The following is a 26,363-nucleotide window of genomic DNA, read 5'->3' as shown; positions in this document are numbered from 1 at the left end:
AACGCAGCTTACGCCTCGCCGCGCCGCAATTGGCGCCACAATGGTTGCAAATTGCGCCACGCACGCCTCGCTGAATCATGACCTCGCCCGCCTTCCTGAAGCCCGCCCGAGCGGTCACCCCCATGGCCTTTGTGAGAGCCATCGTGAAGGGATACGAGCGCTACGGCGTCGACGCGGCCGAGGCCTTGAAAGCGGCACAGATCACGCCGCGCGAACTGGTGCGGCCGGGCGCGCGGGTCACGGCGGCGCAGTTCGAGGCACTCTCGGAACATGCCATGCAGGAGCTGGACGACGAGGCGCTGGGCTGGTTCTCGCGGCGCCTGCCCTGGGGCAGCTACGGCATGCTGTGCCGCGCATCGCTGAGCTCGCCCGACCTGGGCGTTGCCATCAAGCGCTGGTGCCGCCACCACCGGCTGCTGACCGAGGACATAGGCCTCGCGCTCGAGGTGGCGGGCGGCGTGGCCACGCTGCGCATCACCGAGAACCACGCGCTCGAGGAGGCTTTCCGCGAGTTCTGCCTGGTAACCAGCCTGCGCTTCATGCACGGCTACATGTGCTGGGCCATCGACTCGCGCATTTCCCTGCGCAACGCCACCTTTCCGTTCGCAGAGCCGCCACACCGCGACGCCTACGCGCCGATGTTCACGCCGGAGGTGCGCTTCGACGCGCCGCAGGCCACGATCAGCTTCGACGAGCGCTACCTCGCCCTACCGCTGCAGCGCGACGAACGGGCGTTGCGCGCCATGCTCAAGCGCGCGCTGCCACTGACCATCCTGCAGTACCGCCGCGACCGCTTGCTGGGTCAGCGTGTGCGAGAGTTGCTGCGTTCGCGCGCCGGCGAGGCCACCACGGCGGAGGCGCTGGCCACGCTGCTCAATGTGTCGGGCCGCACGCTGCACCGGCAGTTGCACGAAGAAGGCACATCGCTGCAGGTGCTGAAGAACGAAGTGCGCCATGAGATGGCGGTGGAGCAGCTGCGCCGGACCAATCGTCCGATCAAGCAGGTGGCACTGGCGGTGGGGTTTCGCAACGAGAAGAGTTTTTCGCGCGCGTTCCTGCAGTGGACTGGGCACGCGCCGCGTGACTTTCGGGCGCTGGGGTTGTAGGTTTTTTGCTGCTGTGCGAGGGGTGTTGTGCGAGGGCTGTTTTTCAGGGCGCGTGCAAAGGCCACCGGGTACTCCCCTCCGCGAATGTCCCCCGGGGCTACGCCCCTCCTCCTTTATTTCGCTGCGCCCCCCCCCCCAACGCCGAGTGGCCCGCCCTGGCATGCCTTCCCTTCGGGTTGGCCGGCAAAGGGGTCGTCTGCGGCGTTGCCCGCGCTTGCAAGTCACAAGCCTTGCTGCGCGAGGGCGCCTTGCATCCAACCCCTTTGCCGGCCAACCCGAAGGGAAGGCATGCCAGGGCGGGCCACTCGGCGTTGCGCTCCTTGCCTGTGCGGACGCACAGGCGGCGTCGCGCGCCTTGATTGGCCCGCCCTGGCATGCCTTCGCGGAACCGAATATAGCGCTTACAGGCCCTAAACTCATAGCTGCCCCGCTTGTTGCTGTTGAACGAGACAAACCCACGAAACCCGGCATGACAACCCCCAGACTCCAGCTCGCGAACATCACCAAGCGCTACCCTGCGGTGGTCGCGAACAGCGACATCTCGCTGGCCGTGGCGCCAGGCGAAATCCACGCCGTGCTCGGCGAAAACGGCGCGGGCAAGTCGACGTTGATGAAAATCATCTACGGCTCGGTCAAGCCCGACGAAGGCACCGTGGTCTTCGACGGCCAGGCCGTCAACCTGCGCAACCCGCAGCAGGCGAGGGCGCTGGGCATCAGCATGGTTTTCCAGCATTTCAGCCTGTTCGACACGCTCACCGTGGCCGAAAACGTGTGGCTGGGCCTCGACAAGTCTCTGCAGCTGGCCGAAGTGGCCCGCAGCATCACGGCCAAGGCGAGCGAATACGGGCTCGACATCGATCCCTCGCGCCCGGTGCACACGCTCTCGGTGGGCGAGATGCAACGCGTGGAAATCATCCGCGCGCTGCTCACCAACCCCAAGCTGCTGATCCTGGACGAGCCGACCTCGGTGCTCACGCCGCAGGCGGTCATCAAGCTGTTCACGGTGCTCAACAAGCTCGCCTCCGAAGGCTGCAGCATTCTCTACATCAGCCACAAGCTGCACGAGATCCGCGAACTGTGCACGGCCTGCACGGTGCTGCGCGGCGGCAAGGTCACGGGCGTGTGCAATCCGCAGAACGAGAGCAACGAGTCGCTCTCGCGGCTGATGATCGGCAGCGAGCCGCCGCCGCTCAAGCACCGGCCGGTACATGCGGGTGCGGTGGCGCTGCATGTCGACAGGCTTTCTCTTGCGCGTGAAGACCAGTTCGGCGTCGACCTCGACGGCATTTCGTTCGAAGTGCGCGCCGGCGAGGTGGTCGGCATTGCGGGCGTGTCCGGCAACGGCCAGAAGGAGTTGCTGTACGCGCTCTCGGGCGAAGACGTGCGTGCCGAGCCCGCGATGGTGCGGGTGTTCGACAAGCCGGCCGGCCGGCTCAGGCCCCGTGCCCGGCGCGCGCTCGGCCTGCACTTCGTGCCCGAGGAGCGGCTCGGCCGCGGTGCGGTGCCTACGCTCGGCCTTGCGCACAACCTCCTGCTCACGCGCGGCAATGCGGTGGGCAAGGGCGGTTGGATCCGCACCTCGGCGCTCGAAAAGCATGCCCGCGGCATCATCGAGCGCTTCAACGTGAAGGCCGGCGGACCGAACGCTGCGGCGCGGTCGCTGTCGGGCGGCAACCTGCAGAAGTTCATCGTCGGCCGCGAGATCGACGCCAACCCCAAGCTCTTCATCGTCGCGCAGCCGACCTGGGGCGTGGACGTGGGCGCCGCCGCGCTCATTCGCAGCGAAATTCTCGCGCTGCGCGATGCGGGCTGCGCCGTGCTGGTGGTCAGCGAAGAGCTCGACGAGCTGTTCGACATCAGCGACCGGCTGCACGTGATTGCCAAAGGCCGGCTTTCTCCCTCGATCGACCGCGCGGCCGCCACGCTGCCGCAGATCGGCGAGTGGATGAGCGGCCTCTGGGAGAAGAACAACAACAAGGAGGCGGCCCATGCTTAAGCTCGAACCTCGTCCGGAGCTTTCGCGCTTCTGGACCTTCGCCTCGCCGATCCTGGCGCTGCTGATCACCGTGCTCATCGGCGTGGCCCTGTTCGCCGCACTGGGCAAAGACCCGGTCAAGGGCCTGCTCGTGTTCTTCTATGAGCCCATCAAGAGCGGCTACGCCATCGGCGAGCTCACCATCAAGGCCACGCCGCTGCTCATCATCGCGCTCGGCCTGGCGGTGTGCTTTCGCTCGAATGTCTGGAACATCGGCGCCGAAGGGCAGTTCGTGTTCGGCGCCATTGCGGCGGGCGGCGTCGCGCTCATGGCCGACAAGACCACCGGCTCATGGATCGTGGTGGCCATTTTGGTTGCGGGAACCCTCGGCGGCATGGTGTGGGCCGGCATCGTCGCGTTCTTGCGCGACAAGTTCAACGCCAACGAAATCCTCGTGAGCCTGATGCTGGTGTACGTGGCCACGCTGCTGCTCGGCTACATGGTTTTCGGCCCCTGGAAAGATCCGCAGGGCTACAACTTTCCGCAGTCGAAAACCTTCGAGGCCGTGACCCAGATTCCGCGGCTCTTCAAGGGCTCGCGCGTGAGCATCGGCCTGATCATCGCGCTGCTGGGCGTGGGCGCGCTGTGGGTGTTCCTGTTCCGCACCCGGGCCGGTTTCGCGCAGCAGGTCGGCGGGCTTGCACCGGCGGCCGCGCGCTACGCGGGCTTCTCGGCCCGGCGCGCCATCTGGATCGCGCTGCTCACCTCCGGCGGCGCCGCAGGCCTGGCCGGCGCGCTCGAAGTGGCCGGCCCGCTCGGCCAGCTCACGCCGTATGTGCCGGCGGGCTACGGCTTCGCGGCCATCATCGTGGCCTTCGTCGGCCGGCTGCATCCGGTCGGCATGGTGTTCTCGGCCATCCTCATGAGCATGTTCTACATCGGCGGCGAGCTCGCCCAATCGCGCCTCGGCCTGCCCAAGTCGCTCACCGGCGTGTTCCAGGGCCTCCTGCTATTCACGCTCCTGGCCTGCGACACGCTCATTGCCTACCGCATCCGCCGCAAGGCAGCCGCCAAGGCCGCCATCCACACGACGAGCTCGCTGCAAGCCAGCACGCCGCTCACGGCCCCGCCCGCGCGGTCGACCGAAGGAGCCCTCTGACATGGACAGCTACGCACTCCTGCTGGGTTCCACCCTCAGCGCCGGCACCGTGCTCGCCATTGCGGCACTGGGCCTCCTCATCAACGAGAAAGCCGGCATCGTCAACCTCGGCGCCGAAGGCATGATGCTCTGCGCCGCCATCGCGGGCTTTGCGACCGTCGTCATCACGCACAACCCGTGGCTCGGCTTCCTGGCCGGCATGGCCGCCGGCGCGTTGCTCGCGGCCTTTTTCGGCGTGCTGGTGATCTGGCTCAACACCAACCAGTACGCCACCGGGCTTGCGCTCAGCCTCTTCGGCGTCGGCTTTTCCGCGTTCGTGGGCATCAACTTCGTGCAGGCCAAGTTGCCCGAAAGCGTGTCTTACGCCATACCGGTGCTCAGCGACATTCCGCTCGTCGGACCCGCGCTGTTCCGGCATCACCCCATGGTGTACTTTGCCGTGGTGCTGACCTTCGGCCTGATCTGGTTCCTGTACCGCACCCGCTCCGGCCTGGTGCTGCGCTCGGTGGGCGAGTCGCCCGAATCGGCGCATGCGCTCGGCTACCCGGTGCGGCGCATCCGCTTCATGGCGGTGATTGCGGGCGGCGCACTGTGCGGGCTGGCGGGCGCGTACCTCTCGACCGTCTACACGCCGCTATGGGTGGAGGGCATGGTCGCGGGCCGCGGCTGGATCGCGCTGGCGCTCACCACCTTTGCCACCTGGCGGCCGATTCGCGTGCTGCTGGGCGCCTACCTCTTCGGCGGTGTCTCCATGCTGGGCTTTCACCTGCAGAGCAGCGGCGTCGACGTGCCGCCGCAGTTCCTCAGCATGCTGCAGTACATCGCGCCCATCGTGGTGCTGGCGCTCATCTCGCGCAATCCGGCCTTCATTCGCGTCAACATGCCGGCTTCCATCGGAAAGCCGTTCTACCCCGGCTCATAATCTCGTTTTTCGTTTTCCGCCAACCTGTCCTTTTTTGAGGATTTCCGACAATGAATGATCTGAACAAGCGCTCTTCCCTGCTCAAGCTCGCCGCCCTGACTGCGGTGGCTTCGGCAGCCCTGATCGGCTGCGGCAAGAAAGAAGAGGCGGCGCCACCCGCTGCGGCCCCTGCGCCCGCCCCGGCGCCTGCTGCCGCCGCACCCGCGCCGGCTGCACCGCTCAACATCGCATTCGCATACATCGGCCCGGTGGGAGACGGCGGCTGGACCTTCGCGCACGACAACGGCCGCAAGGCGCTCGAGAAGGAATTCGGCGACAAGATCAAGACCACCTTCGTCGAGAGCGTGCCCGAAGGCGCCGACGCCGAACGCGTGTTCCGCGACATGGTCGGCCAGGGCAACAAGCTGATCTTCGGCACCACCTTCGGCTACATGGAGCCCATGCTCAAGGTCGCGGCCGACAGCAAGGACGTGAAGTTCGAGCACGCCACCGGCTACAAGACCGCCGAGAACATGCGCACCTACGACAGCCGCACCTACGAAGGCGCCTACATGGCCGGCGTGATTGCCGGTGCCATGACCAAGACGAACACGCTCGGCGTGGTCGGCTCGGTGCCCATTCCAGAGGTGCTGCGCAACATCAACAGCTTTACGCTCGGCGCCCAGTCGGTCAACCCGAAGATCACCACCAAGGTGGTGTGGGTGAACGAATGGTTCAGCCCGCCCAAGGAAACCGAAGCCGCCACCGCCCTCATCAACGGCGGCGCCGACGTGCTGTTCCAGAACACCGACTCGCCGGCCGTGCTCAAGACCGCACAGGAAAAAGGCAAGCGCGCCTTCGGCTGGGATTCGGACATGACCGCCTACGGCCCCAAGGCCCACCTGGCCTCGGCCACCATCAACTGGGCGCCGTACTACATCAAGGCCACGCAAGATGCGCTCGACGGCAAGTGGGCCACCGGCCAAAGCTGGTGGGGCGTGAAGGAAGGCGCCATCGACATCGTCTCCATCGCCGAAGACGTGCCGGCCGAAACCAAGGCCAAGGTCGAAGAAGTGAAAAAGGGCCTGAAGGACGGCAGCTTTGCGATCTGGAAAGGCCCGATCCTCGGCCAGGACGGCAAGGAAGTGGTTGCCAAGGATGCCGTGGCCGACGACAAGTTTCTCTCTGGCGTGAACTTCTACGTCAAGGGCGTGGAAGGCAAGGTGCCGGGCGGCGACAAGAAGTAATCGCTTCGAGCGTTGCGCTAAAAAAGGGTCGCCGCAGGCGGCCCTTTTTGTTTTTGCGCAGCTAGAGGTCAACTCGCGCACGCGCTTAACGGCCCGCTGCTCGCGCTGGACCCTGGCCGCGTCGGCCTGCTGAGGCGACAGCGGGTGGCTGCTCCGCATGCTGTTACGGACAGCACTGCCAGCGCTGTAATACTTGCCTCTGCAAGCCTATCGAACCCATGACCAAACTTGACGCTACCGCCCTCGCGCTGATCGACAACTGCGCCCGGGCTTCGATCCAGCTCCTGGAGCGCAACCTCACGCCGCATGGCATCCTGGCCGCGAGCCCTACAGAGGCCGCGGTGGCGCGGCGCTACACGCGCATCTTCGGGCGCGATGCCGCAATTTGCGTGATGGCGATGTGCGGCAGCGGCGTGCCCGCGCTGGAGAAAGGCGCGGTCGCCAGCCTCGATGCACTGGCGGCGCAGCAGGCCGCCAACGGGCAGATTCCAAAATACGTCGACCCCGAAGGACTCGATGCCGACTTCTGGTACCTGGGCTGCATCGATGCCACGCTGTGGTGGCTGATTGCGGTGGACCACGTGCGCCGCCACGGCCAGGTGGGGGCCTCGCACTGGAGCGGCGAGGCGGAGCGCGCCATCGGCTGGCTGCTGGCGCAGGAGCACCAGCACTTTCGGCTGCTGCAGCAGAACGAGGCCAGCGACTGGGCCGACATCATGCCCCGCTCGGGCTACGTGCTGTACACCAACGCACTCTGGTACGACGTGAAGCGCCGCTTCGCGCTGGAGCACGCCGAAGCCACCGAGCATCACTTCAACCACCTGTTCAATCCGTTCCAGCAAGACCTGCCCGAGTACCACCGCGCAAGATTGCTGCGCCACTACGCGCGCCGCGGGCGGGACGACCCGGGCCTGTATCTCAGCTTCGTCAACCTTTCGTTCGTGGGCAACGAGGGCGACGTGTTCGGCAACGTGCTGGCCATACAGAGCGGGCTGGCGGATTCTTCGATGGCGCGGCGCATCGTCAAGACCATTGCGGCGGCGCGCGCCTGCGAGCCTTACCCGGTGCGCGTGGTGCTGCATCCGCTCACGCGCGAGCATGCGCTGTGGCGGCCGTACATGGCGCGCCATCAGCAGAACGTGGTGCACCAGTATCACAACGGCGGCATCTGGCCCTTTGTGGGCGGCTTCTGGGTGATGGCGCTTGCACACATGGGCCTGCATGACCAGGCCTGGCCCGAGCTCGCGCGCCTGGCGCATGTGAACCAGCTCGGCGACTGGCGCTTTACCGAGTGGTTCCATGGCCGCACGCTGGTGCCGATGGGCATGGCGGGCCAGAGCTGGAACGCCGCCACCTTCCTGCTTGCGCATCGGGCGCTGCAGGGCGGCGAGGCGGCCTGGTAGATCAGACCGTGAGAACGACCTTGCCGACGTGACCTGCGCGCTCGAGGTACTGGTGCGCTTGCACCACATCGTCGAGCGCAAAGCCGCGGTCGATGCGCATCTGCAAGGCGCCGCTGGCCAGGCCCTCGTTGACGAATCCCAGCCCGCGGCCAAAGGCGTCCTGGTCGCGCGGCAGGCCCATGGTGGGCGAGCCGATGAACTCCAGCACCGTGTAGACATGAAAGCGCCAGCTCTTGCGAAACTGCGCAAGAACCGGGTACCTGAGCTCCGCGCCGCCGGAGAGCCCGTACAGCACATACCAGCCGCGCTGCGCGACCACGCCGCCGAGACGCTCCAACTGCGCGCCGCCCACGCCGTCGTACACCAGGTCGACGCCGCGGCCGTCGGTGAGCGCCAGCACGCGTTCGACCACGTCTTCGTCTTGCGTGACCACCACATGCGCCGCGCCCGCATCGAAGAGCGCCTGGCGCTTGGCCGCCGTGCGGGTGGTTGCAATGGCAATGATGCCGGCCGCGCGCGCCATTTGCAGTGCCGCAATGCCTGTGCCAGATGAAGCGCCCGTGATGAGCATCGTCTGCCCGCGCCGCAGCCGCGCCATTTCGAACATGGGAAAGTAGCCCGTCAGGTAGGCCATGTAGGCGCCGGCGGCTTGCGCCGGGGAGAGCTGCTCCGGGTAGCGGACCACGTGGGTTGCGGGAAACAGGATGCTGTCGCCATACGTAGGGTAGCGGCCCTGATTGGCTCCCGGCAGAACCGCAACCCGGTCGCCGATGGAGAAGCCGCTGACACCCGGGCCGACCGCATCGATGGTGCCGGCCGCCTCGTTGCCCAGGCCGGCGGGCAGGGTTGCGTCTTCGATGTACAAATTTTGCCGCCACAGCGCATCGGCCCAGTTCAGGCCGATGGCCCGCACCGCGATGCGAACCTCGCCGGCTCCGGGCTGCGGCGTTGCCACCTGCTCGAGCTTCAGCACCTCGGCACCGCCGAACTCGTGAAAGCGAACCATCTTGCTCATACAAAAACACTCCTTGAAAGAACGGGGGGCTGCAACACCGGAGCAACCGTCCAGGCCAATCTAGTGGCCACTGGACAATCAAGGAAATCGATTCATACGATAGTCGGTATGCACGCGATCGATAGCTTGAAAGCACCTGGATGAAACCCATCGAACTCAGCCGAATCGACTTGAACCTGCTCACCGTGTTGGCGGCGCTCATGCGCGAGCGGCATGTGAGCCGCGCCGCCGAGCGCCTGAACCTCGGGCAACCCGCGGTGAGCCACGCGCTTGCAAGGCTGCGCGATCTCACGGGCGATCCGCTGCTGGTGCGCCAAGGGCGGGTCATGGAGCCGACCGAACGCGCGCTGGCGCTGATGCAAGGGCTAGGGCCGGCGCTCGAGCAGATCGAGGCAACCTTCCGCGCGCAGGCGGAGTTCGTGCCCGAGCGCGCCGCGCCGGTGTTTCGCATCGGGCTCACTGACGACCTGCAGATTGCCATGCTGCCGCGGCTGCTGCGCGCGCTCAGTGCCGAGGCGCCGCGCGCCAGGCTGGTTACGCTCACGGTCTGCTACCGCAACGCTGCGCAGCATCTGGACGACGGGCAGGTCAGCGCGGTGATGAGCTTCCTGAAAGACCTGCCCGCGGGTGCGAAGGTCCGCAAGGTCCGCACGGCGCGTTTCGCCTTGCTGCGCGCCGACACCGCCGCCGGAAGGCTCACGATGGACGACTACTGCCGCCGCCGGCATGTGCTCGTGACCTATGCGGGCGACCTCTGCGGCACCGTCGACGAAACCCTGCACAAGATCGGCAGGCAGCGCGACGTGGCCTTCTCGGTGCCGCAGTTCGGCAGCCTGCCTGCGGTGCTGGCCGGCACCGAGTTGCTGGCCACGGTGCCCGAACACGTGGCGCAGGCGCTGTCGGCGCAGGGCGGCCTTCGCTACGAGGCCTTGCCGTTCGAAAGCCCGAGCTACCAGATCAAGCTGGCCTGGCGCGCCGTGACCGACAAGGACTCGGCGGAGTCCTGGTTGCGCAAGGCCATGCTGCGGGCCTTCGGCGATTGAAGCAACGCCGATATGATCTGCGCCAAACTCACTGGGAGACCGGTATGCGTGCGCACGGCAACACAAACCTCCTGGCCAGCATGGCCGCCGCGCTGCTCTTTGCAGGCCTGCCGCTCAGGGCCGCGCCGGCCGATGAACCGGCCGTCTGGCCAACCGCCGGATGGTCGGCAAGCCCACCCGAGGCGCAAGGCATGGATTCAGCCGCGGTCGCCAGGCTGGTCGACTTTGGCGCCGCGAACGCGATGGACAGCCTGCTGGTCACGCGCCACGGCAGGCTGGTTGCGGAGGCCTACTATGCACCCTACCGCGCCAATCTCAAGCATGCGGTGAACTCCACCACCAAGGCCGTCGTTGGAACGCTCACCGGCATGGCCATCCAGGACGGGCTGCTGGCTTCGCGCGACCAGCCGGTGATCGACTTCTTTCCCGAGCGCAGCATTGCGAATCTCGATGCGTCGAAGAAGGCGATGACCATCGGGCACCTGCTCGACATGACGTCGGGCATCGACTGGAAGGAAAAGCTCGACGATTCGGTGCCCGAGACAGCACTTCAGTTCGGGCGCAGTCGCGACTGGCAAGGCTTTGTGCTCGACCGCCCGATGGCGCAGCCGCCCGGCGGCGGCTTCAACTACAACAGCGGCAACACGCATCTGCTGTCGGCCATTCTTGCCAAGAAAACAGGCGGCAGCACGCTGGCCTATGCACAGCGCAGGCTGTTCCAGCCGCTGGGCATCGGCGACGTTCGCTGGCGCAAGGACCCGCAGGGCATCGAGACCGGCGGCTTCGGTCTTTACCTGCATCCGCGCGACATGGCCAAGATCGGCTACCTCTACCTGCGCAAGGGCCAATGGGAAGGGCGCCAGCTGCTGCCCGCCGCATGGGTCGACCAGGTGTTCAACGCCTCGGTGAACATGGAGTTTCGCGATGGGCCCGTGTTCCGGTATGCGAATGGCTGGTGGACCATTCCGGAAAAGCGCGCCTACATCGCCGCGGGCATGAACCGGCAGCTCATCATCGTGATGCCGGACATCGACGTGGTTGCGGTCGTCACGGGAAGGCGCAACTACCTGCTGCCTCCGTTCATCGACATGATCGCGGCCTCTGCCCGTTCGGCCGGGCGGCTGCCCGATGACGGCACTGCGCAGGCCCTGCTGGCCGATCGCATTCGCGCTGCGTCCGTTGAAAAGCAAGGCCCGGTGGCGCCCGCGCCCGAACTTGCGGCAGCGGTTTCCCGCAAGGTCTGGCAGTTCGATCGCAACGTCCTGGGCGTGAAGCGGCTGATGCTCGACTTGACCGCGGCCAGCCCGAGCTACGAAATACTCTTCGACAACGGACGCGCCGACGCCGAGCCTGTGACCGGGCCGCTGGGGCTCGATGGCTACTACCGCGTCAACGAGAAGATTGCCGATGCGCCGATTGCGGTGAGAGGCGAGTGGATCGAACCGCAGGGCTTCCGTATTTTTTCGCGGTCGCTGAGCGATGGCGACGTGTCGATGTACCTTCTGCGCTTCGATGGCGCCAGGCTGAACGTGGCTTTCGAAAACAACCGCGGCTTCAAGGCCCAGGTGCAGGGCAGGGCCGCGGACTAGCGGCAACCATCGAATCAGCCAGCAGTCGCCACGATTTTCTCGATGGACCCCACGGCCCGCGCCAATCCGTTTTCCGCACGCATCTGCTCGCCCAAGGCATGCGCCCTGGCACGCACCTCCGGGCGATCTGCAAATGCAATGGACCGAGCCAGTTCATCCGCTCCCAGGCGGCTGCCTGCAACCGCCTTCGACGCAATGCCCGCCAGCGCCAGCCGGTGCGCCCAGAAGAACTGATCGCCCGCAAAGGGCACCACCACCGACGGCACTCCGGCGCGTGCGGCCGAATGCGTGGTGCCCGAACCGCCGTGATGCACCACCACCGACATCCGCGGAAACAGCCAGTCGTGCGGCGTGTCGCCCACCACGTGGAAGTTGGCGGGCAGCAACTGCACGTCGATGCCGCTCCACCCGGGGTTGAGCACGGCGCGCCGGCCCGCGACGGCATCGACCACGACTTGGCGCATCCGTCCAGCGTCGAATCCGGTCATGCTGCCGAAGCCGATGTACACCGGTGCCTCGCCCGCGGCGAGGAAGGCACTCAGCGACTGTGGCGGTTGCCACTCCGGTTCAGGTGGAATCCATTGGCCGCAAACGGCTGCGTTCGCGGGCCAATCGGCCGGCCGCGGCACAAGGCTGGGTGAAAAGCCGTAGAGCGCCGGGTGCGTGCTCCAGATGCGCCGGCGCGGTGGCAGGCCGCACACTTCGGCGCGTGCCGCATTCAGCGCCGGCCGGAATGCACGCCACAGCATTGCGGTGACCAGATGATGGCTGGCGCGGTTCAGAAAGCGCGGCACGCGCGAAGGCGGAAGGAAAGGCGATGCGAACTCACGGGTCGGAGTGAGCGGGAACATGCCGGCACCGATAGCCGGCACATCGAGTGATTCCGCCGCCGACAGCCCCACGAAAGCGGCGAGCCCCGCACACACGATGGCATCGCACCCGCGCGCGGCCTCGACCGTTTGCCGCAGCCAGGCCGCGGCTTGCACGTTGGCAATGTCCGCAAGCGCCTTGGCCGCCGCCCCGGGCCGGTCGCTCTGCGCCACCACGTTGGCAATGGCCCCGCCGGAGCCCAGCGCACCGCGGATGTCGCCTGCCAATGCATGCGAGCGCACGCCGAGCCGCTGCGCCGTGCCCAGCGTGGATGCGTCCGCCAGCAGCACCGAGGCGTGGCCCGCGTCGTCGAGCGCATGGCACAGCGCCGCGAGCGGACGGGTATCGCCCTCGGTGCCATAGGTAACGACGGCGATCTTCATGCGCGCTTTCTCCGCAGTGGCTTGCCGGCGGCACGGGCGCCGCTGACAAAGATTTCGACAATGACCGCAAACTCGTCGCCGAGCACCAGGCCCGGCTGCGTGAGCCATCGCATCAGCGCGCCGAAGTACAAGTGGTGCAGCAGCGAAGCCAGGTGCTCGGCCGGAAGGTCGGCGCGCAGCGTGCCGTCTTGCTGCGCCTGTTCGATCAGCAGCGCAAAGAGCCCTGCAAGGTCGCGCGGCCCCTCTCGGGCCTTTGCGGTGTCGAGCTCGTCTTCGATGTTGAGAAATCGAAAACGGAAGTAGTCGAGCAGGTAGGCGCGGTAGCGCTCCGACCATTCGGCGGACGCTTCGAGCAGCTGCATCAGCCGCGCTTCGAAGCTGCCGGGCTTCTCGATCAGGCGCCCGAGGCGCTGCGTGTCGGCGGCCAGTTCCATGTGCACCCAGTGCGCAAGGATCGCTTCCTTGGTTGGAAAGTGGTTGTAGAGCGTGCCCTTGGCCACGTCTGCCTGCAGCGCGATCTGCTCCATGGTGGTCGCGTTGTAGCCGTTGGCTTCGAAGAGCTGCATGGCCACCATTGCCACGCTGTCGAGCGTTTGGGCGCGGCGCCGTTCGCGCCTGCCCGGGAGTTCCGAATCTGCCAAGCTGGATCGATAAAAATGAACTTCGTACAAGTTTATACGATGTTCATGTTTGGTGTGCGGCGGTCGGGCGGCTGCGGGGAGAGCCAATGCTGGTGTCCGCCCGCGGCCCGGGATATAAGACATTTTTTCTCGGGAGCCGCATCGCCATGCCAAGCCAAACCGCCTCGGTCGCAAGCGCAACCCTTTCGCAGGACACGGTGCCGATCATCGAGCAGTTGCCCGCCGGTGTTTTTCGCAAGGACGCCGCCGGGCGGTTCGTCTTCGTGAACGAGCGGTTTAGTCAGCTCAAGCGCACTCCGGCGGACCGGATCCTCGGCCGCACTGCCACCGAGATCGCGTCTGCCGAAGCGGCACAACGGCCGGACTCGCCTTGGCGGCCGGAACTCGCAGAACGGGAAGACAGGCAGCACGCGCAGATCGTGCAGACGGGGCAGCAACTCGAGCGCGAAGAAGTTCTTTCTGGCGCGGGCGGGCAGCCCCAGACCTGGCAGGTGGTCGAATCCGCGGTGCTGGGGCCGAGCGGAGCGGTCATCGGCAGCCAGGGGGTCGTGCTCGAGGTGACCCGGCGCCACCAGGAAGACGAGATGCTGGCCAACGAGCGGGAACTTCTTCGCGCGCTGCTGGACAACTCCCCGGACCATATCTACTTCAAGGACGCGCAGTCCCGCTTCATCAAGACCAGCACGGCCCAGGCCCTTGAATTCGGAATGTCCACGCCCGAGGGGCTTGTCGGCAAGTCCGATTTCGACGTCTTCTCCGAAGACCATGCACGGCCGGCCTTCGAAGACGAGCAGGAGATCATCCGCACCGGCCTGCCGATGATCGGCAAGGTCGAAAGAGAAACCTGGATCGACGGGCGGCCCGACACCTGGGCCCTGACCACGAAGATGCCGCTGCGCAACCGTGCGGGCGAGATCGTCGGAACCTTCGGCATCACCAAGAACATCTCGGACCTGAAGGAGGCCGAGCGCCAGATTGCCGAGGTGCACAAGCAGCTGGTCGAGGCCTCGCACCTGGCGGGCATGGCCCGCATTGCCACCAATGTGCTGCACAACGTAGGCAATGTGCTCAACAGCGTGAACGTCTCCGCCGCGCTCGTTCTTTCGCGCGTTCGTGCCTCCAAGGTGGCCGGGCTCGCGCGGGCGGTGCAGTTGCTGGACGAGCATGCGGATGACCTGGGTGCGTTCCTGGCGTCGGACCCCAAGGGCAAGATGCTTCCCGCTTACTTGCGCCAGCTGGCTTCCGCGCTGGTGGCGGAGCAGAACGACGCCATCAAGGAGCTTGCTGCATTGAGCAAGAACGTGGAACACATCAAGGAGATCATTGCCGCGCAGCAGGCCCATGCCGGAGCTTCGAGGCTGCTGGAGAAGGTGCAGATCCGCGACCTGGTCGAAGATGCACTGCGCATCAACGAAGAGGCTTTGAAGCGGCGCCAGATGGTGATCGACAAAGAGATCGCTTCCGTTCCCGAGTTGATGCTCGATCAAGGGCGAATACTTCAGATCCTTGTGAACCTCATCAGCAACGCCGAGCAGGCGATGGACGGCGTGAGCGACCGCGAGCCGAAGCTCACGCTGCGGGTGGACCTGACGCCCGCGCAGCGGCTTCGCATCTGCGTAGCGGACAACGGGGTGGGCATAGAGACGCAGGCGCTGACCCAGGTGTTCGTGCACGGCTTCACCACCAAGAAGACCGGCCATGGCTTCGGCCTGCACAGCGCGGTGATTGCCGCACATGAGATGGGCGGCACGCTCACGGCGCACAGCGACGGGCCCGGCACCGGTGCGGCGTTCACGCTCGAGCTGCCGGTCGAGGCCAAGGCAGCGGCCCCGCTCAGCGCAGGCTGAACAGCGCGGCCGCGTTGCCCCACGCAATGCGTTGCGCCACGTCGGGCGGCAGGTCGCCAAGCCAAGTGCGGTAGCCGCGCATGATCTCGTCGTAGGCGCTCCAGCGCTGGTTGACCCAGGTGTCGGAGCCGACCACGAAGCGGTCGGGATACTTGAGCAGCAGCGCGCGCCATTCGGGGCACAGCTTGCCGGCCTCGCAGGTGAGGCCGGGCCGGTAGGAGAGCTCGCCCATCAGCAGCGGGTAGCGTTCCAGCAGCGCCTGCACCCGCTCGATCGGCGCGCCGCCGATGCCGGTGTGCGCCCAGATGAGGCGCAGCGATTGGCCTTTCGAAGGCGCATTGGCCATCAGCAGGTCGATTGCCACATCGTCGACGTGCGCAAGCACCGCGAGCTTCTGCCGCTCCGCCAGCGCAATGAGCTTCTTGGCGACGGGGCCATTGGCGTTGGCGCTCTCGTACAGGTGGAATTCGCCGATGCCGCGGTAGGGCCCGCTTGCGGTGCCGCGCGCCAGTTCGGCCTGCACCATCTCGTGGATGGTTTCGTCGCGGAACCAGTTGCTGTAGTCGTCGCGGTTGCGGTACAGGCGCACGAAGGGCACCACGGCAACGCCCGCCTCGCGGGTTTCGCGCGCCGCCGCCAGGGTTTGCGTGCCCGCATTGGGGCGCGAGTTGGCGATGATCGCCTTCACGTTGTTGCGCTGCATGCGCGCGAGCGCCTCGGCCGGCGGATACGGCCCGGCATTGCCGTCCCAGGCTTCCTGGTTGTAGTGCAGGTGCGTGTCGAACAGCGGACCGGCGTAGGGTGTCTGCGCAAAAGCGGAAGGTACGGCAACCGCCGAGCAGGCGGCCAGGAGCAGGGCTGCAATGGGCGCAATGGCTCTCATGGAATCCTCATGCGGGTGGAAGCGCGATTATCCGGGCCGCGGCGGCCTCGCGCACGGGCGCGGCTGCGCTTATGCTGTGCGCAATCACAACGCCAGATTTGCCCCACCATGACCGACTACCGACCCGTCTTCGACAAGAGCTTCGGCAACATTGCCGCCGACCGCCTGCCCGAGCTGCTGCGCGCCATGCCCAAGGCCGAGCTGCACATGCACATCGAAGGCTCGCTCGAGCCCGAGCTGATCTTTGCGCTCGCACAGCGCAACGGCGTGAGCATTCCCTACGCGAGCGTGGAAGACCTGCGCCGCGCCTATGCCTTCACCAACCTGCAGAGCTTTCTCGACATCTACTACGCCGGCGCCAGCGTGCTGCTGAAGGAGCAAGACTTCTACGACATGGCCTGGGCCTACCTGGAGCGCGCCGCGGCCGACAACGTGGTGCGCACCGAGATGTTCTTCGACCCGCAGACGCACACGGCGCGCGGCGTGCCGATGGAGGTGGTGGTCAACGGCCTGCACCGTGCGTGCACCGATGCGCTGCCCAAGCTGGGCGTGAGCGCGGCGCTCATCCTGTGCTTCCTGCGCCACCTGAGCGAAGAAGAAGCCTTCGAAACGCTGGAGCAGGCCCTGCCGTACCGCGACAAGTTCATCGGCGTGGGGCTCGATTCGAGCGAAGTGGGCCATCCGCCCGAAAAGTTTGCGCGCGTGTTCGCGCGCTGCCGCGAGCTGGGCTTGCATCTTGTCGCGCATGCGGGCGAGGAGGGGCCGCCAGAGTACGTGTGGAGCGCGCTCGACGTGCTGAAGGTGGAGCGCGTCGACCACGGCGTGCAGAGCGCGAAAGACCCGGCGCTGATGAAGCGGCTTGCGCAAGAGCGCATTCCGCTCACCGTGTGCCCGCTGTCGAATCTCAAGCTCTGCGTGTTCCCCGATCTGGCGCAGCACAACCTCGGTGCACTGCTCGATGGGGGGCTGGTCGCGACCGTCAACTCGGACGACCCGGCGTACTTCGGCGGCTACATGAACCAGAACTTCACGCAGACCTTTGCTGCCACCGGGCTGAATGTGCAGCAGGCCTGGCAACTCGCGGCCAACAGCTTCGAAGGCAGCTTCATCGACGCCAGCGCCAAGCGCGCCTACGTCGACCGGCTCAACGCCGTCTTCGCAACCTTCTGACCGGCATCCGCGGCGGCAGGTTGCCGCGGAACCAGCAGCGGCATTGCCACCAGCGCACAGGCACTGGCCGCAAGCCACACCAGCGCCCAGCCTTGCAGCGCGAGCAGGTGCGGAATGGAAAAGGGCGTGATAAAGCACACCAGGAACACGCTGGTGTTCGCCATGCCCAGCGCGGTGCCGGCACGGGCCGCACCGGCCAGCGTGGCCAGCTCCGTGTAGGCCACGCCGTGCCAGGCGGATACGCAGACACCGCTCGCGGCCAGCAACACCACCAGCGCCACGCGCAGCGCCGCCGAGTCGGCCGTGTGGGTGCCCGCCGCCATCACCAGCCCGGCAAGGCCGGCAAACAGCAGCACGCTCAGTGCGCTGCAGGCACGCAGATAGGCGGGGCGGTTGCGGCGGCGGTCGGTCCAGCGGCCGCTCCATACGCGCATGACCATCGCGCCGACCTGCACGAACACCATCGTGGCGGTGATGGTTGCAAGCCCGGCATGGCCGAAGTCGTGCAGGAACACCGTGCCGAAAGACAGCACCGCGAACTGCGGCGCGCACAGAATGCCGATGCCGGCCACGATGCGCCAGACGCGCGCGTTGCGCAGCGGGCCGCTCTGCGGTGAAGCCGACGCTTGTGCAGTGCCGGCCTGGCTGCGCGGTGCAATCGGCGGCTCATGCACCCAAGCCCAGCTCATCACCGCACTCAGCAGGCAGAGCACCGCCAGCAGGCCGTAGAGCGTGGCAAAACCGAAGTGCAGCGCCACAAAGGGCAACACCAGCGCGCCGATGCCGCCGCCCAGCGGCACGGCGGTCTGGCGGATGCTCATGGCAAGCCCGCGCTCGCCCGCATCGAACCAAGTCATCACCGCCCGGCCGCTCGCACCGTTGACGCTGCCGCCGAGCAGGCCCACCAGCAGCAGCCCCGCGCCCAGCCAGCCCAGGCCGGGAATGTGCTGTGCGCTGGGGGCCGCCCAGAGCGCCATGGCCAGCAGTGCAATGGCGGTGCTGCCCAGCCCGGTCAACAGCACGGGCCTGTCACCCCAGCGGTCGGTCAGCAGGCCCCACGGCAGCTCGCTCACAGCAATGCCCAGGCCCATCAGGCCCAGCACCAGGCCCAGCGTGGCGTTGTCGAGCTGGTAGCCGGTGCGCATGAGCACCGCGGTCATAGGAATCCCGCTGAAGGCCACGGAGAAAGCTGCGTTGGCGGCCACGCCCGCGGCCAGCACCTTCCAGCGATGACTGGGTGGGAATGAAGAAGAGGAGGTCGATGGGTTCATTTGCGGCGGAGTTTCCGCGGTTGCAAAGGTTTTGAAAATCAGAAAATAATAATGCAACCGTTCGAAAAAACAGGACGATTGCGAAAGGTGAATCCATGTCCCAGGTGATGTTCGATCTCGATGTGCTGCGCAGTTTTTCCACCGGCATCGCGCTCGGCAGCTATGCGCGCGCAGCCGACCGGCTGGGCCGCTCCACGTCGGCGGTGAGCGCGCAGCTCAAGAAGCTGGAGGCGCAGGCCGGCACGGCGCTTTTCCGCAAGGCCGGCCGCGGCCTGGAGCTCACAGATGCGGGCGAAACATTGCTCGCCTACGCCCACCGCATGCTCGAGCTCAACGAAGAAGCCGGCGCCGCCATGCGCGGGGCCGACTTGCAGGGCTGGGTGCGGCTCGGCCTGCAGGAAGACTTCGGCGAGACACTGCTGCCCGCCGTGCTCGGGCGCTTTTCGCGCGCGCACCCCAAGGTGCGCATCGAGGCCTGCGTGGCGCGCAGCGCGGAGCTGCGCGAGCGGCTCGAACTCCGGCAGCTCGACCTGGCGCTGGTGTGGGACACCGGCGATCAGATGACGCCGCACGGCGAGCGCGTGGCGCGGCTGCCGCTGCAGTGGATTGGCCCCAAGGTGCCCGATGCGCTCGACGCGCCCTGGTGGAAGGAGCGCGAGCGCCGCAGCGGCGCCCGCAAGACCAGGGAGCCGCTGCCGCTGGTGCTGCTCGATGCGCCGTGCCCGTTGCGCGAGATCGTCACCGCCGCGCTCGATCGCGCGGGCACTCCGTGGCGGCATGCGTTCACCAGCGCCAGCCTTGCGGCCTTGTGGGCGGCCACCTCGGCGGGCCTCGGCCTTTCGGTGCGCACGCCCTTCGGCCTGCCTGCGCATGTGCGCCCGATCGACCGCACGGCTGTGGGCCTTCCGGCGCTGCCGCAGATGTCGCTCATGCTCTACCGCGCGCAGGCCGCGGCCGAGACGCCGGTGGAGCGGCTTGCCACGCTGTTGCTGGAGGCCGTGCGCCAGCATGTGCAGCTGGAGCCTGCGCAGCTTCACTGAACGGCCCCCGCTAGAATCCGCACCCCGCAGCAGGGCGTCCCGGCCGGCTGCGGGTTTCTGCTTTTCCGGGGCCATGTAGAGGACCACCATGTACAAAAACCTCGCGGGCCGCGCCGTTCTGGCGTGGGCAGCCGCCTGTTTTTTATCTCCCGCTTTTTCGCAACCGCAGGCTCCCAAGGAGCCACTGAAGATCGGCTTCGTCTACGTGACGCCGGTCACCGATGCCGGCTGGGTGCGCCAGCATGAAGAGGGCCGCAAGGCCGTCGATGCGGCACTCGGCGGCAAGGTCAAGACCACCTTCGTCGAGAACGTGCCCGAAGGGGCCGATGCCGAGCGCGTGATCCGCGACCTTGCACAGCAGGGCAACCGGCTGATCTTCACGCCCAGCTTCGGCTACATGGAGCCGACGCTCAAGGTGGCGCGCGACTTTCCCGATGTGAAGTTCGAATCGGTCACCGGCTACAAGGCCGCGCCCAACGTGGCAACGGCCAATGCGCGCTACTACGAAGGCCGCTACCTCGCAGGCATTGCGGCCGGCCGCATGACGAAGACGAACGTGGCCGGCTACGTGGCGGGCTTTCCGATTCCTGAAGTGCTGCAAGGCATCAACGCCTTCACGCTCGGCATGCGTTCGGTCAACCCGAATGCCAAGGTGGTCGTGGTGTGGCTCAACGAATGGTTCGACCCGCCGAAGGAGCGCGACGCGGCCATGGCGCTGTTCAACCAGAACGCCGACGTCGTCGCCTTTCATACCGGCTCCACCGCGGTGATGGCAGCGGCGCAGGAGCGCGGCAAGATGGCCGTGGCCTACCACTCCGACATGCGCAAGATTGCGCCCGATGCGCAGATCGTCGCCGTCACCCACCAATGGGGCGGCTACTACACGCAGCGCGCGCAGGCAGTGCTCGACGGCAGCTGGAAGAGCGGCAACATCTGGGGCGGCGTAAAGGAAGGAATGATCCGCGTCGGCGACTTCGGCGCCAAGGTGCCGAAGGCCGTGCAGCAGGAGGTGCTGGCGCGCCAGCAGGACATTGCCGCGGGCAAGCTGCAGCCGTTTCGCGCGGTGGCCGCTGATGTGCGCGACAACGAGGGCCATGTCGTCATTGCGAAAGGTGCGCAGCTCAGCGACGAGCAGATCCTGAAGATGAACTGGCTGGCCGAAGGCGTGCAGGGGCGCGTCGCGCGTTAGCCCAGCCGCTTGACGACAAGGTCGACGAAGGTCCGAAGCTTGGCGCTGGGCCGGGCTTCGGGCAGCCGCATGATATGGACCTGCCGTGTCGGCAGCTCCCACTTGGGCAGCAACCGGACCACCTGGCCCGAAGCCAGCGCAGGGCCGAGCAATGCGTCGGCCTGCACGATCACCCCGACGCCCGCAATCGCCGCGGCCAGCAGCGCCTGTCCGTTGTTGGTGTTGAGCGGACCGCGCACGGGCACCAGCACCGTCTGGCCGTTTCGCGTGAAGCGCCATGAGTGATTCGGCCCCCACGCCGCGAAGCCGAGCAGCGGGAAGGCCTCCAGCTCGGACGGGTGCTTCGGGAGTCCATGGCGCGCAACCCATGCCGGGCTTGCCACCGCGAACATGCGCGCCAGTGCCAGCGGCCGCGCGATCAGCCGTTCATCGACCGCGGCGCCCGAGCGGATGCCGCAGTCGAAGCCCTCTTCGGCCAGGTCGACCACGCGGTCGTTCAGGTTCAGGTCGACCTTCACCTGCGGATAGGCGGCGATGTACTCCGCAATGACGGGCGTGAGCCGATGCGCGCCGTAGGCCACAGGCGCTGTCACGCGCAGCACGCCCTGCGGCATGGCGCGCAGCGACTCGGCCACGCCGTCAGCCGTGTGCACGCTCGCGAGCACATCGCGGCAACGCTCCAGGTAGGCGGCACCGATTTCGGTGAGCGCGTGGCGCCGCGTGGTGCGCTCCAGCAGGCGGGCGCCGAGCTGATCTTCGAGCGCGCGGATGTGCTTGCCGACCATCACGGCCGAGAGATCGAGCACCTCGGCGGCGGCGGCAAAGCTGCCCGCGTCCACCGTGGCGACGAAGACTTCCATCGCGCGCAGCTTGTCCATATTGAGAACTCAAAGTTTCGAATTGCAGAACCGGATGGCAATTTATCAAACTATCGATTCGCAAAACAATGACGCCTTCCTGATTCATTTTGGCGAGGTTTTCCATGAAGGTTCTTGTTGTGGGCGCGACTGGCGCAGTGGGCAGTGCCGTGGCACAGGCGCTGGCCGCGCGCGGGCACGAGGTGGTGCGTGCGGGCCGTACGCGCGGCGATCGGCAGGTCGACATCACGAGCGATGCCAGCGTCGAGGCGCTGTATGCCGCGGTAGGGCAGGTCGATGCGATCGTCTCGGCGGCCGGCGGGCTGTTCTTCGGGCCGCTGGCCGCAATGCGGCCGGCCGATTTCAACATCGGCCTGCAGGACAAGCTGCTCGGCCAGGTACGCCTCGCGCTGCTGGGCCAGCACGTTCTGGCAGATGGCGGCTCGATCACGCTGACCACGGGCGTGGCGGCCGACGATCCGGTTCGTGGCGGCGCCAATGCGGCGGCAGTGAATGCGGCAGTCGAGGGTTTTGTGAAAGGCGCAGCCATCGAGCTGACGCGCGGCTTGCGCATCAATGCGGTCAGTCCGACACTGCTGACCGAATCGTTGGAAGCGTATGGCTCGCTCTTTCCGGGCGTCGAAACCGTGCCGGCCGCACGCGTGGCGCTGGCCTATGTGCGCAGCGTCGAAGGCCCGCTGACGGGGCGCGTGTTCCGCGTGTGGCAATGAGCACGCGCACGCAATGGGCCGGCGCGCTGCTCGCGCTCGCCGCGGCGGCCGCCATGGCTGCACCGCCCGCCGTACAGGCGCTGCCCGAAGACTGGTATCCGGAAAGCGTGGCCATTGGGCCCGACGGTGCGTTCTACGTCGGCAGCTGGCGCCAGGGTGCCGTCGCCCGGTTGAAGCCGGGCGTTGCGCCGAAGGCCGAAGTGCTCGTGAAGCCAGGCGCCAATGGCCTGGCGAACGGGCAGGGCGTGCTGGTGGATGCGAAACGCCAGGCCCTGTGGGTCTGCTCGGGCAACAGCGGCTTCACCACCGTGCCGCAGACACCGAGCGCGCTCAAGCGCTACGACCTGGCAACGGGCGCGCCGCGTGCAAGCTATGCCATGCCCGATGCGGGTTACTGCAACGACCTCACGCAGGACGCGCGCGGCAACATCTACGTGACCGATTCCTTTCACCCGCGCGTGCTGCGGCTCACGCCCGATGCCACGGCGCTCACGGTCTGGAAGGAAAACCCGGCATTCGCCGGCGAGGGGCCGTACAAGGGCTTGAACGGCATTGCAATCGATGAAGGCCAGGGCATCTATGTGAGCCTCGTGGCCGCCGCATCGCATCTGCTGCGCATCGGTTTGAACGCCGACGGCGGGGCCGGCCAAGTCACCCGTATCGAGGCACCGCGCGTGATGAAGAACGTCGATGCGATCCGCGCCTGGAAGCCCGGTCGGCTGGTGCTGTTCGAGAGCAATGCCTTCGGCGACGGACCCTACGGTGGGCAGGTCACCGTGGCGAGCGTCGACGGCGCGAAGCTGGCGCTGCAGACGGTGGTGGCGGGGCTCAACGACCCGTCCTCCGGAGCGGTGCTCGGCAACCGTGTCTATTTCATCGAGTCGAAATACGCGCTGCTGCTCAAGCACAAGGACGACGACGGGGCCGTTCCACGCGGCGTGCCTTTCGACATCCAGTCGCGTGCCTTGCCGCCGGATTGAAGTACGTTCGCCATATAGCACTCATACGCGCATGGAAATTGCGGCGCTGCGGGGCTGGTTTACCCTCCGCAGCAACGATGAAAAAAGCCTACCGCGCCTCCCTCCTGCGATTCGACGATGCGGGACTGCCCGTTTTCGATGAAGACGGCCTGCTGGTCGTCGCCCCCGACAGCGCCGGCCGCCAGCGCGTGCTCGACGCCGGCAGCCATGCCGCGGTGTCGCCGCGCCACCCCGATGCCGAGCTGACCCACCTCCCGGGCCGCATCCTCGCGCCCGGTTTCGTGGACATGCACATCCACTTTCCGCAGACGGACATCATCGGTTCGCCCTCGCCGGGGCTCCTGCCCTGGCTCGAGAACTACACCTTTCCGGCGGAAGCAAAATTCGTCGATCCGTCGCATTCGAACGAAGTGGCCGACGTGTTCTTCGACGAGCTGCTGCGCAACGGCGTCACCACGGCGCTGACCTTTGCCACGTCGCATGTGGCGTCGGTCGATGCCTTTTTTGAAGGCGCCCAGCGCCGGGGCCTGCGCATGATCAGCGGCAAGGTGCTGCAGGACCGGCATTCGCCCGACGGCGTGCGGGACGAAACCGAGCAGAGCCTCATCGACTCGGAAGCGCTGATCCGCAAGTGGCACAACACCGGCCGCCTGGGCTACGCCATTACCCCGCGCTTTGCGCCCGCGAGCACCGACGCGCAGATGCGCGGCGCCGGCGAGCTGGCCGCCAAGTATGCGGACACGTGGATCCAGTCGCACGTGGCCGAAAACCGCGACGAGGTGGCGTGGGTGCGCGAGCTGTATCCGCAGGCGCGTTCGTACCTCGATGTGTATGCCGGCTTCGGCCTGATGCGCGAACGCGCCGTGTATGCGCACTGCATCTACCTGGACGACACCGACCGCGAGCTGCTGCGCGACACCCGAACGGCCGCTGCGGTAAGCCCGACCAGCAACCTGTTCCTGGGCAGCGGCTTCTTCGACTTCGGCGCGGCCGACCGCGTCGGCTACCCCTATGGCCTGGCCAGCGACGTGGGCGGCGGCACCAGCTTCAGCCCTTTCCACACCATGATGGCGGCCTATTACGTGGGCCGCGAGGGGCAAACCAAGACCGGCCTGAGCATTGCGCCTTCGCAGCTGTGGTGGCGCCACACCGGCGGCGCGGCGCGCGCGCTGGGGCTCGAAGGCGTCATCGGCAACCTGCAGCCCGGCTGCGAGGCCGATTTCCTGGTGCTCAACCCGCAGGCCACACCCTTGATGGCGCGCAAGGCCGCCCGCGCGAACAACCTGGAGGAGCTGCTGTTCTCGATGATCGTGCTGGGAGACGACCGGCTGATCGAGCGGACGGTGATCTCGCAGGCGGGATAGATGCGGGATAGGGATGGCTCGGTGGCACATGCCACAATTCGTGCCATTCCTCCCCCGCAGCAGCATCAGCGACCGCATATGAGCATCAAGAGCGACAAATGGATCCGGCGCATGGCCGAGCAGAACGGCATGATCGAGCCTTTCGAGCCCGGCCAGGTGCGCGAGGCCGCCGGCCACAAGATCATCAGCTACGGCACTTCGAGCTACGGCTACGACATCCGTTGCGCGCCTGAATTCAAGGTTTTCACCAACATCCACAGCACCGTGGTCGATCCGAAGAACTTCGACGAGAAGAGCTTCGTCAACATGCACGGTGACTACTGCATCATTCCGCCCAACAGCTTTGCGCTGGCGCGCACGGTCGAGTACTTTCGCATCCCGCGCAACGTGCTCACCATCTGCCTGGGCAAGAGCACCTATGCACGCTGCGGCATCATCGTCAACGTGACCCCGTTCGAGCCCGAATGGGAAGGCTACGTGACGCTCGAGTTCAGCAACACCACGCCGCTGCCCGCCAAGATCTACGCGGGCGAGGGCTGCGCGCAGGTGCTGTTCTTCGAGAGCGACGAGGTCTGCGAAACCAGCTACAAGGACCGCGGCGGCAAATACCAGGGCCAGCGCGGCGTCACGCTCCCCAAGACCTGAGAGGCCTCGCGGGGGGTACCCCTCGCGTTCCTCCGCTTCCGACGGCGTCACCACAGGCATGCAAATGCCTGTTTTGCTTACAAGGCACCGGCGCGGACAAAGTACCATCCAGCGACGCTCCGGCACAACTGCCCGGCAAGGAGACTGCGATGAGATGGGAAGGCAACGAACAATCGGACAACGTCGAAGACCGCCGCGGTGAGGGTGGCGGCGGTGGCGGCTTCATCGGCGGCCGCGGCATCGGCATTGGCACCATTGCGGTTGCGCTGGTTGCCGGCTGGATTTTCGGCATCAATCCGCTCACGGTGCTCAGCCTGCTGAGCGGCGGCGGAGACCCCGCCCAGGTGCAGCAGCAACAGGGGCCGGCACCGAAGCCGCCAACGGGCGACCGCGAGGCGGCCTTCGTATCGACGGTGCTCAAGAACACCGAGGTGGTCTGGACCAACGTCTTCCGGCAGAACGGCGGCAGCTACCAGCCGCCCCGGCTCGTGCTGTTTCGCGGTGCCACGCCCACGGCCTGCGGCACCGGGCAATCGGCCATGGGGCCGTTCTACTGCCCGGGCGACAAGAAGGTGTACATCGACCTCGGCTTCTACGACACGCTCAAGAACCAGCTCGGCGCGCCGGGCGAGTTTGCGCAGGCCTATGTCATTGCGCACGAGGTCGGCCACCATGTGCAGGACGAACTCGGCGTAACCGCCAAGGTGGACGGCATGCGCGGCCGGCTGAGCCAGTCGCAGAACAACGCGCTGAGCGTTCGCGTCGAGCTGCAGGCCGACTGCTTTGCCGGCATCTGGGCGCACCATTCGCAAGAGTCCAAGAAGTGGCTCGAGCCGGGCGACATCGAGGCGGCCATGAACGCCGCGCAGAAGATCGGCGACGACGCGTTGCAGCGTTCCGCAGGCCGCGCCGTGGTGCCCGACAGCTTCACCCACGGGTCGAGCGCGCAGCGCCAACGCTGGTTCGGCGCGGGGTACCAGAGCGGCGATATCAAGTCTTGCGACACTTTCAACGCGCGCACTCTTTGAGCCTCGGTGCGCCGCAGGCTGCATGG

General features: G+C 66.7%; 23 protein-coding genes. 17 read left to right on the top strand and 6 right to left on the bottom strand.

Annotated elements, in window-relative coordinates:
* Positions 1-77: 77 nt before the first annotated feature.
* The 6 genes from QHG62_RS24250 (at position 78) to QHG62_RS24225 (ending at position 7,791) form a co-directional block, all read left to right on the top strand.
* Entirely contained in the window at positions 78-1,106 is a 1,029-nt protein-coding gene (locus tag QHG62_RS24250) for an AraC family transcriptional regulator (protein WP_281148167.1), read from the top strand.
* 469 nt (positions 1,107-1,575) lie between these two features.
* Complete coding sequence (locus QHG62_RS24245; RefSeq protein WP_281148166.1) at positions 1,576-3,102, top strand: ABC transporter ATP-binding protein; 1,527 nt, start codon at positions 1,576-1,578, stop codon at positions 3,100-3,102.
* On the top strand, positions 3,095-4,240 hold the full coding sequence (locus tag QHG62_RS24240; RefSeq protein ID WP_281148165.1) for an ABC transporter permease: 1,146 nt from the start codon (positions 3,095-3,097) through the stop codon (positions 4,238-4,240). Before QHG62_RS24245 ends, QHG62_RS24240 begins: the two co-directional genes overlap by 8 nt.
* Position 4,241: 1 nt before the next feature.
* A complete protein-coding gene (locus QHG62_RS24235; protein WP_281148164.1) occupies positions 4,242-5,162 on the top strand; it encodes an ABC transporter permease in 921 nt (306 codons plus the stop codon).
* A gap of 50 nt (positions 5,163-5,212) precedes the next feature.
* Positions 5,213-6,388: a BMP family ABC transporter substrate-binding protein gene (locus QHG62_RS24230; RefSeq protein ID WP_281148163.1), complete on the top strand. Its 1,176-nt coding sequence runs from the start codon at positions 5,213-5,215 to the stop codon at positions 6,386-6,388.
* Positions 6,389-6,606: 218 nt separating this feature from the next.
* On the top strand, positions 6,607-7,791 hold the full coding sequence (locus QHG62_RS24225) for an amylo-alpha-1,6-glucosidase (RefSeq protein ID WP_281148162.1): 1,185 nt from the start codon (positions 6,607-6,609) through the stop codon (positions 7,789-7,791).
* A 1-nt stretch (position 7,792) separates the two neighbouring features.
* Here the strand turns inward: QHG62_RS24225 and QHG62_RS24220 are convergent, their stop codons facing one another.
* Positions 7,793-8,806 (bottom strand): zinc-dependent alcohol dehydrogenase family protein, encoded by a 1,014-nt coding sequence (locus QHG62_RS24220; protein ID WP_281148161.1) that lies wholly within the window; start codon positions 8,804-8,806, stop codon positions 7,793-7,795.
* Positions 8,807-8,946: 140 nt separating this feature from the next.
* Here QHG62_RS24220 and QHG62_RS24215 point away from each other — a divergent pair, with 140 nt between their 5' ends.
* On the top strand, positions 8,947-9,849 hold the full coding sequence (locus tag QHG62_RS24215) for a LysR family transcriptional regulator (protein WP_281148160.1): 903 nt from the start codon (positions 8,947-8,949) through the stop codon (positions 9,847-9,849).
* 44 nt (positions 9,850-9,893) lie between these two features.
* Positions 9,894-11,438 carry a serine hydrolase domain-containing protein gene (locus tag QHG62_RS24210; RefSeq protein ID WP_281148159.1) on the top strand — a complete coding sequence of 515 codons (1,545 nt, stop codon included), beginning with the start codon at positions 9,894-9,896 and terminating at the stop codon, positions 11,436-11,438.
* A gap of 14 nt (positions 11,439-11,452) precedes the next feature.
* Here the strand turns inward: QHG62_RS24210 and QHG62_RS24205 are convergent, their stop codons facing one another.
* Together QHG62_RS24205 and QHG62_RS24200 are read right to left on the bottom strand one after the other, a co-directional pair.
* On the bottom strand, positions 11,453-12,691 hold the full coding sequence (locus tag QHG62_RS24205; RefSeq protein WP_281148158.1) for a glycosyltransferase: 1,239 nt from the start codon (positions 12,689-12,691) through the stop codon (positions 11,453-11,455).
* Entirely contained in the window at positions 12,688-13,332 is a 645-nt protein-coding gene (locus tag QHG62_RS24200) for a TetR/AcrR family transcriptional regulator (RefSeq protein WP_281148157.1), read from the bottom strand. The genes QHG62_RS24205 and QHG62_RS24200 overlap by 4 nt, the downstream gene beginning before the upstream one ends.
* A gap of 146 nt (positions 13,333-13,478) precedes the next feature.
* Here QHG62_RS24200 and QHG62_RS24195 point away from each other — a divergent pair, with 146 nt between their 5' ends.
* Positions 13,479-15,179, top strand: coding sequence for a PAS domain-containing protein (locus QHG62_RS24195; protein WP_281148156.1), 1,701 nt, complete (start codon positions 13,479-13,481; stop codon positions 15,177-15,179).
* On the opposite strand, the gene QHG62_RS24190 is transcribed toward QHG62_RS24195, so the two are convergent.
* Entirely contained in the window at positions 15,166-16,062 is an 897-nt protein-coding gene (locus tag QHG62_RS24190; RefSeq protein WP_281148155.1) for an amidohydrolase family protein, read from the bottom strand. The genes QHG62_RS24195 and QHG62_RS24190 overlap by 14 nt on opposite strands.
* 108 nt (positions 16,063-16,170) lie before the next feature.
* On the opposite strand from QHG62_RS24190, the gene QHG62_RS24185 reads away from it, so the two are divergent.
* Complete coding sequence (locus tag QHG62_RS24185; RefSeq protein ID WP_281148154.1) at positions 16,171-17,232, top strand: adenosine deaminase; 1,062 nt, start codon at positions 16,171-16,173, stop codon at positions 17,230-17,232.
* On the opposite strand, the gene QHG62_RS24180 is transcribed toward QHG62_RS24185, so the two are convergent.
* Positions 17,193-18,503 (bottom strand): MFS transporter, encoded by a 1,311-nt coding sequence (locus QHG62_RS24180; protein WP_281148153.1) that lies wholly within the window; start codon positions 18,501-18,503, stop codon positions 17,193-17,195. The two genes, QHG62_RS24185 and QHG62_RS24180, sit on opposite strands and share 40 nt — an antisense overlap.
* Before the next feature lie 95 nt (positions 18,504-18,598).
* On the opposite strand from QHG62_RS24180, the gene QHG62_RS24175 reads away from it, so the two are divergent.
* Together QHG62_RS24175 and QHG62_RS24170 are read left to right on the top strand one after the other, a co-directional pair.
* Positions 18,599-19,543 carry a LysR substrate-binding domain-containing protein gene (locus QHG62_RS24175; RefSeq protein WP_281148152.1) on the top strand — a complete coding sequence of 315 codons (945 nt, stop codon included), beginning with the start codon at positions 18,599-18,601 and terminating at the stop codon, positions 19,541-19,543.
* A gap of 88 nt (positions 19,544-19,631) precedes the next feature.
* Positions 19,632-20,732, top strand: a complete 1,101-nt coding sequence (locus QHG62_RS24170) for a BMP family ABC transporter substrate-binding protein (RefSeq protein WP_281148151.1) — start codon at positions 19,632-19,634, stop codon at positions 20,730-20,732.
* Here QHG62_RS24170 and QHG62_RS24165 read toward each other — a convergent pair.
* A complete protein-coding gene (locus tag QHG62_RS24165) occupies positions 20,729-21,610 on the bottom strand; it encodes a LysR family transcriptional regulator (protein WP_281148150.1) in 882 nt (293 codons plus the stop codon). The genes QHG62_RS24170 and QHG62_RS24165 overlap by 4 nt on opposite strands.
* Positions 21,611-21,714: 104 nt before the next feature.
* Between QHG62_RS24165 and QHG62_RS24160 the strand changes: the two genes are divergently transcribed.
* The 5 genes from QHG62_RS24160 to ypfJ all read left to right on the top strand — a co-directional run bounded on the left by QHG62_RS24160 (position 21,715) and on the right by ypfJ (position 26,337).
* Positions 21,715-22,320 carry a short chain dehydrogenase gene (locus tag QHG62_RS24160; protein ID WP_281148149.1) on the top strand — a complete coding sequence of 202 codons (606 nt, stop codon included), beginning with the start codon at positions 21,715-21,717 and terminating at the stop codon, positions 22,318-22,320.
* Complete coding sequence (locus QHG62_RS24155; RefSeq protein ID WP_281148148.1) at positions 22,317-23,300, top strand: hypothetical protein; 984 nt, start codon at positions 22,317-22,319, stop codon at positions 23,298-23,300. Before QHG62_RS24160 ends, QHG62_RS24155 begins: the two co-directional genes overlap by 4 nt.
* Positions 23,301-23,377: 77 nt before the next feature.
* Positions 23,378-24,664, top strand: coding sequence for a guanine deaminase (gene guaD, locus QHG62_RS24150; RefSeq protein ID WP_281148147.1), 1,287 nt, complete (start codon positions 23,378-23,380; stop codon positions 24,662-24,664).
* Between the two features lie 78 nt (positions 24,665-24,742).
* On the top strand, positions 24,743-25,309 hold the full coding sequence (dcd, locus tag QHG62_RS24145) for a dCTP deaminase (protein WP_281148146.1): 567 nt from the start codon (positions 24,743-24,745) through the stop codon (positions 25,307-25,309).
* A gap of 149 nt (positions 25,310-25,458) precedes the next feature.
* Positions 25,459-26,337, top strand: coding sequence for a KPN_02809 family neutral zinc metallopeptidase (ypfJ, locus tag QHG62_RS24140; protein WP_281148145.1), 879 nt, complete (start codon positions 25,459-25,461; stop codon positions 26,335-26,337).
* The last annotated feature ends 26 nt before the right edge of the window (positions 26,338-26,363 follow it).

The sequence above is a fragment of the Variovorax paradoxus genome, from assembly GCF_029919115.1.
GTDB classification, from domain to species: domain Bacteria; phylum Pseudomonadota; class Gammaproteobacteria; order Burkholderiales; family Burkholderiaceae_C; genus Variovorax; species Variovorax paradoxus_O.
This window is presented reverse-complemented; position numbering and strand designations above follow the sequence as displayed.